Source organism: Flavobacterium sp. SP2 (assembly GCF_057626655.1).
Window position 1 is genome coordinate 37,605 of sequence record NZ_JBVHBT010000006.1, and the last position, 15,198, is coordinate 52,802.

Below are 15,198 nucleotides of genomic sequence, written 5' to 3' on the forward strand. Positions count from 1 at the left end.
ACAAATAAAAGATACTGAAATAAATTCAGCATAAATGGAAACAGTACAATCAATAAAACAACGATTCGAAATTATAGGAAACGATCCTAAGCTCAATCGTGCCGTAGAAAAAGCCATTCAGGTTGCTCCTACTGATATTTCAGTATTAGTTGTGGGAGAAAGTGGAGTTGGAAAAGAAAGTATTCCAAAAATAATACATTCGCTTTCGCATAGAAAACATGGAAAATACATCGCGGTAAACTGTGGTGCCATTCCAGAAGGAACAATTGACAGTGAGTTATTCGGACACGAAAAAGGTTCGTTTACCGGCGCAACATCCACGCGTGAAGGGTATTTTGAAGTTGCCGATGGCGGAACCATTTTTCTTGATGAAGTTGGCGAATTGCCTCTAACTACCCAAGTGCGTTTGCTTCGTGTTTTAGAAAATGGGGAATTCATAAAAGTGGGTTCATCGCAAGTTCAAAAAACAAATGTTCGAATTGTGGCTGCAACCAACGTAAATATGTTTGACGCCATCGAAAAGGGAAAATTTCGTGAAGATTTATATTACAGATTAAGTACTGTTGACATTCTTTTACCTCCATTGCGCGACCGAAAAGATGACATTCATTTGTTGTTCAGAAAATTTGCAGCCGATTTCGCGCACAAATACAAAATGCCAGCAATTAAGCTAGAAGACGAGGCAATTCCCTATCTTCTAAAATACCGTTGGAGCGGAAACATACGTCAGTTGCGAAATGCGGCTGAACAAATTTCGGTTCTTGAAACTAAACGTGACATTTCGTTACAAACGTTGATGTCCTATTTACCGCAAGATGGTAACCATTTGCCTAGCGTAATCAAAGACAAGAAAAGCGAAAGCGATTTTTCTACTGAACGTGATATTTTGTACAAAGTATTATTTGACATGAAAAGCGATTTGAACGATTTGAAGAAATTGACTTTAGAGTTAATGAAAAATGGTTCAGCCAAAGTTCAAGAGATAAACACCAATTTAATTCAGAAAATTTACGGTCAAAAAGAAGAACTAACAACCGAATTCGAAGAAAATACACGATTTACACCTGCTGTAAAAATGGATAACGATGTACAAGTAGAAGAATTTGATGACGACGACGATTCTAACAACTATTTATTTGCAGAAACAATTGAAGAAATAGAAACATTAAGCCTTGAAGCCAAAGAAATTGAACTAATAAAAAAATCGTTAGACCGCAACAAAGGCAAACGAAAAGCTGCTGCCGATGAACTAGGAATTTCTGAACGAACGCTGTATAGAAAAATAAAACAATACGATTTATAGTTAATTGATAATTAAAATTTACCATTAACCTACAGAAAATAATATCTTTGACTTTTTAAATATCAGATGAAAAAAATCAATCTTTTACTTTTACTATTCGTCGCTGCAACACTTAACAGCTGTGGACCTTATAATTTTACAGGTGCAAAACCTATAAATGCCAAAACGTTTCAAGTAAACTATTTTCAAAATAATGCCGATTTAGTAGAACCAGGAATCGAAAGAACCTTCACACTAGAACTTCAAGAAATTATTCAAAACCAAACCAATTTAAATCTTACTAATTCCAACGGAGATTTATTTTATGATGGCGAAATAACAAGTTACAGAATTACTCCAATGACGGCAACGGCCGATCAAAGAGCAGCGCAAAACCGACTTACAATAACAGTCAATGTTAGATTTGTAAATAAAAACAAAGAAGAAGACAATTTCGAAAAACCATTTTCTTTTTATTACGACTATGATGGATCAACACAGTTAGTTGGTTCACAACTCACAACAGCTTTAGACGAAATTTTCACAAGAATTACACAAGATGTTTTCAACGAATCGCTTGCAAAGTGGTAAAATAGTAAGTTTTATATTTAGCTGTATTGTACTAAATAATTAACTTCAAAAATTACCAAACCAACACAATATGAACCTAACCGATTTTACTTATCTAATTAACAAACCAGATGCCATTAACGAGCGTCAAAATAGTGCATTAGAAAAAATAATCGAAGAGTTTCCCTATTTTCAATCGGCAAGAGTTTTGCGTTTAAAACACTTATACAATCAAGACAGCTTTAAATACAATTACGCATTAAAAGTTGCAGCTGCATATACTGCAGACCGTACTGTTTTGTTTGATTTTATTACTTCAAACAATTTTACAACTATCCAAAATAATTTTTACGATCAAAAAATCGCAGAATTATTAGATATAAATGTAGTAGAAAGTGAAGTTATCGAAATTAGATCTGAAGTTACTCCAATAGATACTTTACATCAATCAATAGTAACTTCGATACAAAATGCAGAAACAACTTCTATTGAAGAAAAACTAGAAATAGGAAAACCATTAGAATTCACTTCACAAGAAACGCACTCTTTTCAAGAATGGTTGCAACTATCAAGGATAAAACCAATCGAAAGAGCCACTGATACCAGCTTAGAAGACAATCCAGAAAAGAAAAAGAAATTGGAATTAATAGACAAGTTCATTGAGTTAAATCCTAAAATTCCGCAAATAAATAAAGAAGCTAAACCAATAATCAAAGAACCTGTTATGGAAGATAAATCCTATCTCATGACAGAGACTTTAGCCAAAGTATATCTGGAACAAAAAAAATACCAACGTGCAATTCAAGCATATGAAATATTAATTTTGAAATATCCAGAAAAAAGTAGTTTCTTTGCAAACCGAATTTTAGATATAAAAAATTTACAACAAAATAATAGTTAAAAACAATGAGTACATTTACAATCTTCTTAGTATTAATAACAATCGTTTGTTTCTTATTAATCGTAGTAATCATGGTTCAAAACCCTAAAGGTGGAGGCTTATCATCAACATTTGGAAGTTCATCGACACTTGGTGGGGTTCAAAAAACAACCGACTTTTTAGATAAAAGTACATGGGTTCTTTCAACAGCGTTAATTGCTTTAATACTATTATCAAGCCTTAGCTTTACAGGAAGTCTTAGCGATACCGATTCCAAAATAATCAAAGATGCTGCTACTGAAGCGCCAAAAGCGGCAACTCCAGCAGCGCCAAAAACAACAACAACTCCAGCAGAAACTACACCAGTAGCGCCAGCAACGGATAAAAAATAATCTAAACAATACCATAAATTAAAATCTCGAGCAATCGGGATTTTTTTTTAATTAGAAGCGAATGGCTTGGGCTTTTTCAACAATGCCTATTCCTGCTGTCCATTACAACCGATAAAAAAATCGGTTTTCATTGCCATCAGGGCTAGATAATTTTTGTCTTACCTAAAATAAATCTGAAAAAATGGCAGTTTCATTCAATTGGCACAATTTCTGAAAAGTAATAAGCAAACATAAAAAAACTAAAATATACCTATTATGGCATTAAACATTAAACCGCTTTCAGACCGAGTTATCGTTGAGCCAGCAGCTGCCGAAACTCAAACAGCATCAGGAATTTTTATACCAGATACTGCAAAAGAAAAACCACAAAAAGGAATTGTTCTTGCAGTTGGAAACGGAAAAAAAGACGAACCAATGACCGTAAAAGTTGGTGATACCGTTTTGTACGGAAAATATGCTGGAACCGATTTAAAATTAGAAGGAAAAGACTATTTGATAATGAGAGAAGACGACATTCTTGCAATTATTTAATTAACCAAAATTTGAATAATTAATTATTAAAATAAACCAAACAAATGGCAAAAGATATAAAATTCGATATAGAAGCACGTGACGGATTAAAACGTGGTGTAGATGCGTTAGCTAATGCAGTGAAAGTAACACTTGGACCAAAAGGAAGAAACGTAATAATTTCTAAAGCTTTTGGCGGACCAACAGTTACTAAAGATGGAGTTTCTGTAGCAAAAGAAATAGAATTAAAAGATCCATTAGAAAACATGGGTGCGCAAATGGTAAAAGAAGTAGCGTCTAAAACTAATGATTTAGCTGGAGACGGAACTACAACTGCAACTGTTCTTGCACAAGCAATAGTAAAAGAAGGATTGAAAAACGTTGCAGCAGGTGCCAATCCGATGGACTTAAAACGCGGAATTGACAAAGCAGTAGAAGCCATAGTTGCTGATCTTGGAAAACAAGCGCAAGAAGTAGGTTCATCTTCGGAAAAAATAAAACAGGTAGCATCAATCTCTGCAAACAACGACGAAGTAATTGGTGATTTAATTGCTAAAGCTTTTGGTAAAGTTGGTAAAGAAGGTGTAATTACAGTTGAAGAAGCAAAAGGAACCGAAACTTACGTCGATGTTGTAGAAGGTATGCAATTTGACAGAGGATATTTATCTCCATATTTCGTTACCAATCCAGAGAAAATGAATGTAGAATTAGAAAATCCTTACATTCTTTTATACGACAAAAAAGTATCTTCTTTAAAAGAATTACTTCCAGTTTTAGAACCAGTAGCACAGTCGGGTAAACCATTATTAATCATTGCAGAAGACGTTGATGGTGAAGCATTATCAACTTTAGTTGTAAATAAGTTGCGTGGTGCCTTAAAAATTGCTGCTGTAAAAGCACCAGGTTTTGGTGACCGAAGAAAAGCAATGTTAGAAGATATTGCCATCTTAACTGGTGGAACTGTAATTGCAGAAGAAAGTGGATATACACTAGAAAATGCCACTTTAGAAATGCTTGGAACAGCAGAAAAAATTGCTATCGATAAAGACAATACTACAATTGTAAATGGTGCTGGACAAGCTGACATGATTAAAAATCGTGTAAACCAAATTAAAGGTCAGATGGAAACTACCACTTCTGATTACGATAAAGAAAAATTGCAAGAACGTTTGGCTAAATTAGCTGGTGGTGTTGCTGTACTTTATGTTGGTGCCGCTTCAGAAGTAGAAATGAAAGAGAAAAAAGACCGTGTTGACGATGCTTTACACGCAACTCGTGCCGCAGTTGAAGAAGGAATTGTAGCTGGTGGTGGTGTTGCACTTTTACGAGCAAAATCAGTTTTGGCGGCTATAAAAGCAGATAATGCCGATGAAGCTACAGGTATTCAAATTGTTTCTCGTGCAGTAGAATCGCCTTTAAGAACAATTGTAGAAAATGCAGGTTTAGAAGGATCAGTAGTTGTTGCTAAAGTATCGGAAGGTAAAGAAAACTTTGGTTACAATGCTAAAACTGACGAATATGTAGACATGCTGAAAGCTGGTATTATCGACCCTAAAAAAGTAACACGTGTAGCGTTAGAAAATGCAGCATCAGTTGCAGGAATGATTCTTACTACAGAATGTGCATTAATAGAAATTAAAGATGAAAATACAGCCGGAAGCCCAATGGGTGGTGGCATGCCAGGAATGATGTAATCATTATTCACAAAAAAACTTTAAGAGTTACCAATATTTATTTATTGGTAACTCTTTTTTTTTAAAGAAAATTATTACATTAGTACAAAATAATAATAGAAATGAAAATAATAATCTGGCTTCTAATTTTTTCTTTCGCATCGTCTTTTTCGCAAAATGACACCTTAAAAAGTAATGATGAAATCTCCAATTCCGTTGCTAATTACTTTTCTTTAGATAGGGAAACCATTCACCTCCATCTGAATAAAAACACCTACTTAACCGATGAGAAAATTTGGTTTAAAGGCTACATAATTGAAAAAAAGAGTAAGTTGCCTTTTTTTGCTACAACCAATGTTTTCATCAATCTTTTAGACGAAAAAGGAACTATAATTTCTTCACAATTATATTTTGCCGAAAACAGCACTTTTAATGGCTATTACAGTTTAAATTCTAACTTGAAATCAGGACGGTACTATTTACAAGTCTTCACGAATTTTATGAACAACTTTAGTGAAGACGAGTCTACTATAATTCCCATTCAGATAGCCAATACAGGAGACAGCAATTTGACTAATTTCAATATTATAAATTATGAAAAAATACTAGTAAATATTACACCCGAAAGTAATGTTTTTCTTGACGGAATTGCAAATACACTCGGAGTAAAAATTAGTGATTGTAACAACAATGGCATCGCAGTTCAGGACATCGAAGTTTTAAATTCTAAAAACGAAAAAATTGTCACGTTTAGCACTAATAAAATTGGGTTTAGTAGGTTTGAACTCACACCAAAAAATGGCGAAAAATATAGAATTTCTTTTATTATCAACAACCAAAAAATCGAAAAAGAACTTCCATTATCAAGTAGTAATGGCATCAAATTATCTGTGAATAATTTTACAATAAAAGATAAAACATCAATAAAAATACAAACAAATAATAGTAATAACGAAAACATCAACAATTTAACATTACTAATTCAACAAAACGACGCAGTAACACATTTACCAATACTATTTGAGAAAAACCAAACTGAAAAAAATATCATTTTACCAAATAACTACTTCAATAATGGAGTAAATACAATCAGATTATTGAATGTTGAGAAAAAACAAATTGCAGAGCGAAATATATACAACTACTTTTCACTACCTGACAAATTAGAACTCACTTTAAATAGCAAAAATAAAGATTCTATAACTTTTACCGGTATTTCAGACATGCCATTAAGTAACTTAAGTATTTCAGTACTACCGTCAAATACATTGTCCGAAAATCCTGAAAAAACAATTCTGAATACATTTTTAATTGAAAGCAATTTACTAGACGACATCCGAAACCTATCCTATTACTTAAAAGATATTACTCGTGCCAAGCAATATGAACTAGATAACCTCATGCTTTTTCAAAAATCCAAATACGACTTTACTAACATTTTAAAAAATCCTCCTGTTAAAAAACACCTATTTGATGCAGGAATAACTATAAAAGGTAGTATAAATAATACTCTTACTCCCAATAAGAAATACAAAATAAATATGACTTCTTACACTATTGGTTTAAACGAATCAACAGAAGTTAACACTAAAAATGAGTTTGTTTTTGATCATGTTTATGCGGTAGACTCCACATCGATACACTTTTCATTGCTAAATCAAAACGACAAAACAACTGAATTGAATGTATATACACAACTTTTGAACAACAAACGCAAGTTTAATAAAATATTTATCCCGAAATATGAATATTGTAACGTTGATAACAGTAATTTATTGAGTGATATTCCTTTTCCTGTAATTGCTAATTCAATATTATTGGATAATATCACGATAAAAAAGACAATTATAAAACAGGAGCTACTTTCCAACACTAAAAAATATAATAATTCAGTTGCAAAAGGTTACAAGATAGACGCAACAGCAGCCGCAACATTTAATGATTTATTTGGTTTTATACAAAGTCACGGATTTACTGTAATTACCAACGGCGCTGCGGTATATATCACTCGAGTTGGAGCTACCTCATTTCAAGACCTTGGACCTACCTCATTTCAAGACGACAACAGTCCAACTGTATTTTTAGATGATATTCCAATAACCGATTTTACACAATTACAATATTACAGTTTGCAAAATGTAGACGAAATTTACATCAGTAGATTAGGTTATGGAGGAGGAAGTACTGGAGCAAATGGTACGATTCGTATCTACTCCAAAACACCTACTGGAAACCAAGACAGTTATATAAAAATTAAATCAAAACCTTTATTAGTCGCCGACGGATTTCAAGCCTACAAAGAATACAAAAATCCTGCTTACACCAATTTTCAAGATCAAAGTTTTCTAACTTATGGCACAATACATTGGATACCAAATGTAAATACAACTGAGCAAGGCACTTTTAAATTTAACATCCCTAACCTCAATCAGCAAAGCGTAAAAATTGTCATAGAAGGAATTTCAAGCAATGGAACACTCTTTTCAGAAACAAAAACCATTCAAATAGACTAAAAAAAATAGCTGCAAAAATTCCAAAAAGACCTTTTCTTTAAATAGTTTAGGTCTTTTTCATTTGCATAAGCTTCACGTTCAAAGGAGATATTAAAATAAGCTTTTTTTCTATCTCTATATTGAGCTAATCGAAATAAATATTCTAATAAATACAAAACATAAAATGGTAAAACTAGCAACTCCAACTGTTGTCTGATATGAATTTTTTCATGATTGATGAAAACCAAATTTAGCTTATCATCCTTATCTGCCAAAAAAACAAAAGGGAAAAAAGTAATTCCTCGAAAACCTTTCGGTGTTAAATATTTAAAAACAATTAGTATCATATGTTCTGCAAAGTTGCTAAATTTGTATCTATGTTTAAAGATAAAGACGAAAATAAATTAATCGAAGGTGAAGATTATTATCTAACTCCAGAAGGTTACCGCTGTTTTACCGAAAAACACCACTTAAAACGTGGCTATTGTTGCAAAAGCGGCTGCCGTCATTGTCCATACGGATTTGATAAAAAAACAGGAAACATAAAAAAGTCAAATTAGAACTTTTGGAAATTTGAATATTTAAAATCTAGCTTTCTAAGAAGTCCAAAAATCTATCAATCTAACAATCTAAGAAGTCCAAAAAATGACCTTTCAAGAACAAATACTACAAGGAATTCCATCGGTTTTACCAAATCCAAAACCTTATGAGGCCGAAATAAATCATGCACCAAAGCGAAAAGAAATTCTTTCACAAGAAGAAAAAAAATTGGCTTTAAAAAATGCTTTACGTTATTTTGATACAAAACATCATGCCGAATTACTTCCTGAATTCAAAGCCGAATTAGAAACCTACGGAAGAATCTACATGTATCGATTTCGTCCTGATTACAAAATATACGCACGTCCAATATCCGAATATCCAGGAAAATGCGAACAAGCAAAAGCCATCATGTTGATGATTCAAAATAATTTGGATTACGCCGTTGCTCAACATCCTCACGAGTTAATCACTTATGGTGGAAATGGTGCTGTTTTTCAAAATTGGGCTCAGTATTTATTGACGATGAAATATTTGGCAGAAATGACCGAAGAACAAACGTTAGCCATGTATTCTGGTCATCCAATGGGATTGTTTCCGTCTCATAAAGAAGCGCCAAGAGTGGTTGTTACTAATGGTATGGTCATTCCAAACTACTCCAAACCCGATGACTGGGAAAAAATGAATGCTTTAGGAGTTTCCCAATACGGACAAATGACCGCTGGAAGTTATATGTACATCGGTCCGCAAGGAATTGTTCACGGAACTACAATCACCGTTTTAAACGGATTCAGAAAAATAAAAAAAGCTCCAAAAGGTGGTTTATTTGTAACTTCCGGATTAGGCGGAATGTCTGGTGCACAACCCAAAGCAGGAAATATTGCAGGTTGCGTTACCGTTTGTGCCGAAGTAAATCCGAAAATTACGCACATTCGTCATTCACAAGGTTGGATTAATGAAGTGATTGAAAATATTGACCAATTAGTTCCAAGGGTTAAAAGCGCCTTAGAAAATAACGAAGTCGTTTCTATTGCTTATCTTGGAAATGTAGTCGATGTTTGGGAACGCTTCGACCAAGAAAATCTGCAAATCGATTTAGGTTCTGATCAAACTTCATTACACAATCCTTGGGCTGGAGGTTACTATCCAATTGGATATACTTTTGAAGAATCTAATGATTTAATGGCTAATAATCCAGATAAATTTAAAGAAGAAGTTCAAAAAACGTTACGTCGCCATGCAACTGCAATTAATAAACATACCGAAAAAGGAACGTATTTCTTCGATTACGGAAATGCTTTTTTATTAGAAGCTTCTCGCGCTGGAGCCGATGTTTTTGCAGAAAATCATATTGATTTTAAATACAACAGCTACGTTCAAGATATTATGGGACCAATGTGTTTCGATTACGGTTTTGGTCCTTTCCGTTGGGTATGCGCTTCAGGAAATCCTGAAGATTTAGTAAAAACCGACAAAATTGCCTGTGATGTTCTGGAAGAAATGATGAAAAATTCGCCTGAAGAAATCCAACAGCAAATGGCCGATAATATCCAATGGATAAAAGGTGCTCAAGAAAATCAATTAGTGGTTGGATCACAAGCGAGAATTCTGTACGCCGATGCTGAAGGACGAATCAAAATCGCCGAAGCTTTCAATCAAGCCATTGCAAAAGGAGAAATTGGATATATAATTCTAGGTCGCGATCACCATGATGTTTCTGGAACCGATTCGCCATACAGAGAAACATCAAACATCTATGACGGTTCACGATTTACAGCCGATATGGCCATCCAAAACGTTATTGGCGATAGCTTTCGCGGCGCAACTTGGGTTTCCATTCACAATGGTGGTGGCGTTGGTTGGGGCGAAGTAATAAATGGTGGATTTGGTATGGTTCTTGATGGAAGTAAAGAAGCATCAAAACGTTTAGAATCAATGCTTTTCTGGGATGTAAATAACGGAATTTCAAGAAGAAGTTGGGCAAGAAACGAAGGAGCAATTTTTGCAATAAAAAGAGCTATGGAGACGCAACCTTTATTGAAAGTTACCATCCCTAATATAGTTGAAGAAGGATTATTGGACTTTTAGATTGTTAGATAATTTAGATTTTGTTTGTTTTTTTAATCTAATAATATCAAATTTCTAGACGTTTAAATTCCGATAATCAAAAATCTAACGATCTAAAAATCTAATATAAATTACTATGAAAACAATTAAATTTTTACCAGTACTCCTACTCTTTGTTTTTGCTTCATGCAGTTCTGTTAGAGTGTATTCAGATTACGACAAAAATGTCGATTTTAATCAATACAAAACCTATGCGTATTTAAAAAGTGGTGTTGACAAAGTCGAAATTTCAGATCTAGATAAAAGAAGAATTCTGAAAGCCATAGACGAACAAATGCTTGCCAAAGGTTTTACTAAAAGCGAAACACCAGATTTGTTGGTGAATATTTTCACTAAAGAGAGAGAACAAGTTGATGTAAACCAATTCAATGCTGGCTGGGGTTACGGTTGGGGATTTGGATGGAATCCGTTTTTCTTTGGCGGAAACTCTACTAGTGTTAATCGATATACCGAAGGAACATTGTTTATCGACTTAATTGATGCCAAGAAAAAAGAACTTATCTGGCAAGGCGAAGGCGAAGGAACATTAACTAAAAATGTTGATAAAAAAGATGCTGTTGTGAAAGAGTTTGTTTCTAAAATTCTAGCACAATATCCACCAGTAAAAAAGTAATCAGTTTGCAGATTTCAGTCTGCAGTTTTACATAAAAATTAAGAAAACCGTAACCGAAATGTTGCGGTTTTTTATTTGAAACGAATGGCTTTAGAATTTCTATTTTCGTAATTCCTGCTATCCGCACTACAAGGTAGTTGCTCCTATCAGGGTTAGTTAAGTTTTGTATTGAAGAGAGGCAAAATTTCAAAGAATTTAAGTTGGTCAATTTCAACTAAAAAGTTCATCGATGCAAAAGTTAGTAGCCCAGAGTGTAATGGAAAACTTTTTACTTCGTTGTCTTTACAATTTTTAGAACTAGAAAGCGACCAACGGAAGCTCTTGTAGTTCTTTAAAATTGTTGACAATGAAGTAAAAACTTGCAATGAAAAGCTGGAAGTTGCTTCAAAAAAAATCATTACCTTTACAACAACAGATATTATTTGAATTATGGAAACCCATTTTGAAAGCAATCCGTTGATTGACAGACTTCCGAAGCATTTAAAACAGTTTATAAAACCCCAAGATTATACTGATTATACTCCGATAAACCAAGCAGTTTGGCGTTATGTGATGCGCAAAAATGTGAATTATTTGTCCAAAGTTGCTCATAATTCCTATTTAGACGGACTGAAAAAAACGGGTTTAGAAGTGGATAATATCCCGAATATGTATGGAATGAACCGAATTTTGAAAGAAATTGGTTGGGCTGCTGTAGCTGTGGATGGATTTATTCCACCCAATGCTTTCATGGAATTTCAGGCATACAATGTACTTGTAATTGCCAGTGATATTCGTCAACTAGAACATATAGAATATACTCCAGCTCCAGATATTATTCACGAAGGCGCAGGACACGCACCAATTATTGCGAATCCTGAATATGCAGAATATTTGCGTCGTTTTGGAGAAATTGGCTGCAAAGCTATTTCATCGCATCGCGATTATGAAATGTACGAAGCAGTACGATTGTTATCGATAATTAAAGAAGCTGAAGGAACGCCACAAGAAGAAATCGAGGCGGCTGAGAAGCAAGTAGATTATTTGCAAAATAATATGGGTGAACTTTCTGAAATGGCGCGCATAAGAAACTTACATTGGTGGACAGTAGAATACGGACTAATTGGAACGGTAGAAAATCCGAAGATTTATGGAGCAGGTTTGCTATCATCAATTGGTGAAAGCGCTTGGTGTATGACTGATGAAGTAACGAAAATTCCTTATGATATTTCGGCTGCCGATCAAAGTTTTGATATTACCAAACCACAACCTCAACTTTATGTGACACCAGATTTTGCTCATTTAAGTCAGGTTTTGGAAGAGTTTGCCAATACAATGGCACTTCGAACTGGCGGATTATCTGGGTTAAAAAAATTAATACAATCTAACGCTTTAGGAACAATTGAGTTGAGTACTGGATTGCAAATTTCTGGCGTTTTTACTAATGTTATCGAAGACGAAGGCAAACCAATATATGTTCAAACAACCGGAAAAACGGCGTTGTCTTACAGAGAAAAAGAGCTAGTTGGTCACGGAACTACAACGCATCCTGATGGTTTTGGTTCTCCAATTGGAAAACTGAAAGGTATCAATTTGGCCATAGAGGATATGAGTCCACGAGATTTACGTGCTTACAACATATATGAAACCGAAGTTGTAACATTGGAATTTGAAGGAAATATAACCGTTTCAGGCGAAATTATTACTGGTTCACGAAATTTGAGAGGTGAAATTATCATAATCAGTTTTAAAAATTGTACTGTTACTCACAACGACACCGTTTTATTTCAGCCCGATTGGGGAATTTACGACATGGCAGTTGGTAAGAAAGTAATTTCGGCATTTTCTGGCCCAGCAGATGTAAATAGTTTCGACATGATCACTCATGTGCCAAGTTCTCAAACTATAAAAGCAAAAAAATCTGAAGAAAGAGAAGACTTGGAAGCGTTATACAAATCGGTTCGAATGATTCGCGAAGGAAACGATCATAACGAATCGCTTAGGAATATTTTTCTGAATGTAAAACTAAACCACCCTAAAGACTGGTTATTATCGATAGAAATTGCTGAACTATTAACATCAAGTACTGATAATGAATTGATGCAAGAAGTATTGATTCATTTGGAAAAACTGAAAGAAAGTCGTCCAGAAATTGCGAAACTTATTTCTAACGGATTGGAATTGGTTTTTGAAAAAGTAGTTGCTTAATATAACATCATTGAATAAAAAAAATCGCCTACTGAGTAATTCAAAAGGCGATTTTTTTATGCTTATAATCCAATGTTGGTAAACGTTCCAGAAATGGATGTAACACCAGTTCCAGTTCCTGATGCAGTAAAAGTTCCTGATACTTTATTATTGGCAAAAGAGGTTATTATTACAGTACCAGAGGTAGGACTTATTAAATTTTCACTTGTAGAAATATTATAATACAATGCATTCCCATTTCCTAAAGTGTATGTTCCTGGCGCACTTCCCGTGAGGTTAATTTCGAAAACTGTTCCGTTTGGTGTGGCAAACAAATTCATAGCACTTCCTTGTAAATTGTAGTTTGTGACTGTAGTATTTTTGGATGCTGTTGTTCCGTTTATTGTCCAAGTGAATCCGTCACTAATTGTTGGCGGCGTTACAGTTGGTGATGAATTATCATCATCGTTAGAACAAGAAATTGAGCTGATTGTCATTAAAACAATCATCACATAATTAATTAATTTAGTTTTAATCATCGTATTATTTTTTTAAGTTAGTTATTCTTGACCGAGTTTTGAAGGCGAATTGCTTGATTATTTTTTTATGAATTTGAAATTTAACGATTTATCCAAATACATAATTTGAACCGTATACAATCCGATATTTAAATTGGATACATCAAAATTAAAATCATTACCATAAAGATTTTGTTTTTCAAAAACGGTTTGCCCTGTTATTGAAAATATTTTTACTGTTGCATTTTCTAGATTAATTTCGAATTTCAAATTCAAATTATCTGTTGTAGGATTTGGATACATTTTAAAATTTATTTTATCAAATACGTCGGTTTGCAATGATGCGCAAGTCACTAAAAGTGGCACTAGTGAATTGGAAGTTGTACCGTCTCCATTTCCAAAAGCACCACCGTTTAATCCCCAAGCGTACTCGGTTGATAAATCGGCTAACGCAATTGACGCACCTTGACCACCTGAGACTTGTGACCAATTGGTTGCAGTTCCAATTTGAACTGGTGCAAATCGATTGGTTGTAGTTCCGTCACCTAATCTTCCCTGATTGTTAAATCCCCAAGTCCAAAGAGTTCCATTTGTTTTAATAGCCATTGAATGAATAAATCCGGCATCAATTTTAGCCCAATCCGATTCCGATCCTATTTGATCCGGCACACTACTACTGTTTGCCACTCCGTTGCCGGATTCACCAGAATAATTTGCACCCCAAGACCAAATTGTTCCGTTCGATTTTAAAGCAAGTACATGTCCGGTTCCTGCGGAAACCTGTGCCCAATCGGTTGCTAACCCAATTTTTGTTGGAGTAGAATAAATAGAGTTGTTTCCATGTCCGAGTTGCCCATACGTATTTCCACCCCAAGACCATAGCGTTCCATCTGTTTTTATGGCAAAACTACTTACTTGACCTGCAGCAACTTTGTCCCAATTGGTAGCAGTTCCAATTTGAACTGGATTTGCTCTAAAAGTTGAAGTACCATCGCCTAAATTTGAGAATGTATTTTGTCCCCAAGCCCATAGCGTTCCGTCAGTTTTAACAGCCAGAAAATATAAATTTCCCACTGCAATTTCTTTCCAATTAACTGCTGTGCCAATTTGAGTTGGAACATTTGATGAATTATTACCCCAAGTCCATAGAGAACCATCCGATTTAATACCTGCACTATCGTTATCTCTAGCTGAAATTTTTACCCAATTGTTTCCTACGCCTACTTGAGTAAAAGAACTTCTTGCAATAAAATCTCCTATGCCCAATTGTCCTGAACTATTATTACCGGTTGCCCAAAGTGTTCCATCCGTTTTAATTCCCAATGTATGTCCAGAACCTATTTCTAATTTGCTCCAGCACTGTGCATTTACATTTAAGTTTACAATCAACGCCAGTAAAAGTAAAATTTGTTTCATATTTTTTATTTTAAGTTAT

13 protein-coding genes are annotated in these 15,198 nt (G+C 34.3%); 11 read left to right on the forward strand and 2 right to left on the reverse strand.

Annotated elements, in window-relative coordinates; genetic code table 11:
• Positions 1 to 34 precede the first annotated feature (34 nt).
• From ACZ098_RS12690 to ACZ098_RS12740, 11 genes are all read left to right on the forward strand, one after another.
• Complete coding sequence (locus tag ACZ098_RS12690) at positions 35 to 1,303, forward strand: sigma-54 interaction domain-containing protein (protein WP_487312125.1); 1,269 nt, start codon at positions 35 to 37, stop codon at positions 1,301 to 1,303.
• A 66-nt stretch (positions 1,304 to 1,369) separates the two neighbouring features.
• Positions 1,370 to 1,873, forward strand: coding sequence for an LptE family protein (locus tag ACZ098_RS12695; protein ID WP_487312126.1), 504 nt, complete (start codon positions 1,370 to 1,372; stop codon positions 1,871 to 1,873).
• 70 nt (positions 1,874 to 1,943) lie between these two features.
• The gene (locus tag ACZ098_RS12700; RefSeq protein WP_487312127.1) at positions 1,944 to 2,753 is read left to right on the forward strand and encodes a tetratricopeptide repeat protein; all 810 of its coding nucleotides are present in this window, start codon (positions 1,944 to 1,946) and stop codon (positions 2,751 to 2,753) included.
• Between the two features lie 5 nt (positions 2,754 to 2,758).
• Positions 2,759 to 3,124 (forward strand): preprotein translocase subunit SecG, encoded by a 366-nt coding sequence (secG, locus tag ACZ098_RS12705; RefSeq protein WP_487312128.1) that lies wholly within the window; start codon positions 2,759 to 2,761, stop codon positions 3,122 to 3,124.
• Positions 3,125 to 3,379: 255 nt separating this feature from the next.
• Positions 3,380 to 3,655, forward strand: coding sequence for a co-chaperone GroES (locus tag ACZ098_RS12710; protein WP_487312129.1), 276 nt, complete (start codon positions 3,380 to 3,382; stop codon positions 3,653 to 3,655).
• 44 nt (positions 3,656 to 3,699) lie between these two features.
• Positions 3,700 to 5,328 (forward strand): chaperonin GroEL, encoded by a 1,629-nt coding sequence (gene groL, locus ACZ098_RS12715; protein WP_487312130.1) that lies wholly within the window; start codon positions 3,700 to 3,702, stop codon positions 5,326 to 5,328.
• Between the two features lie 101 nt (positions 5,329 to 5,429).
• The gene (locus ACZ098_RS12720) at positions 5,430 to 7,820 is read left to right on the forward strand and encodes a hypothetical protein (RefSeq protein ID WP_487312131.1); all 2,391 of its coding nucleotides are present in this window, start codon (positions 5,430 to 5,432) and stop codon (positions 7,818 to 7,820) included.
• 356 nt (positions 7,821 to 8,176) lie between these two features.
• Positions 8,177 to 8,359, forward strand: a complete 183-nt coding sequence (locus ACZ098_RS12725) for a C1orf53 family protein (protein WP_487312132.1) — start codon at positions 8,177 to 8,179, stop codon at positions 8,357 to 8,359.
• Positions 8,360 to 8,444: 85 nt separating this feature from the next.
• On the forward strand, positions 8,445 to 10,427 hold the full coding sequence (gene hutU / locus ACZ098_RS12730) for a urocanate hydratase (RefSeq protein WP_487312133.1): 1,983 nt from the start codon (positions 8,445 to 8,447) through the stop codon (positions 10,425 to 10,427).
• A gap of 115 nt (positions 10,428 to 10,542) precedes the next feature.
• The gene (locus ACZ098_RS12735) at positions 10,543 to 11,079 is read left to right on the forward strand and encodes a DUF4136 domain-containing protein (protein ID WP_487312134.1); all 537 of its coding nucleotides are present in this window, start codon (positions 10,543 to 10,545) and stop codon (positions 11,077 to 11,079) included.
• A 429-nt stretch (positions 11,080 to 11,508) separates the two neighbouring features.
• Positions 11,509 to 13,266, forward strand: coding sequence for an aromatic amino acid hydroxylase (locus ACZ098_RS12740; RefSeq protein ID WP_487312135.1), 1,758 nt, complete (start codon positions 11,509 to 11,511; stop codon positions 13,264 to 13,266).
• A 62-nt stretch (positions 13,267 to 13,328) separates the two neighbouring features.
• Here ACZ098_RS12740 and ACZ098_RS12745 read toward each other — a convergent pair whose 3' ends face one another.
• Positions 13,329 to 13,784 (reverse strand): hypothetical protein, encoded by a 456-nt coding sequence (locus ACZ098_RS12745; protein WP_487312136.1) that lies wholly within the window; start codon positions 13,782 to 13,784, stop codon positions 13,329 to 13,331.
• A gap of 57 nt (positions 13,785 to 13,841) precedes the next feature.
• Positions 13,842 to 15,179, reverse strand: a complete 1,338-nt coding sequence (locus ACZ098_RS12750; RefSeq protein WP_487312137.1) for an RCC1 domain-containing protein — start codon at positions 15,177 to 15,179, stop codon at positions 13,842 to 13,844.
• Positions 15,180 to 15,198 lie beyond the last annotated feature (19 nt).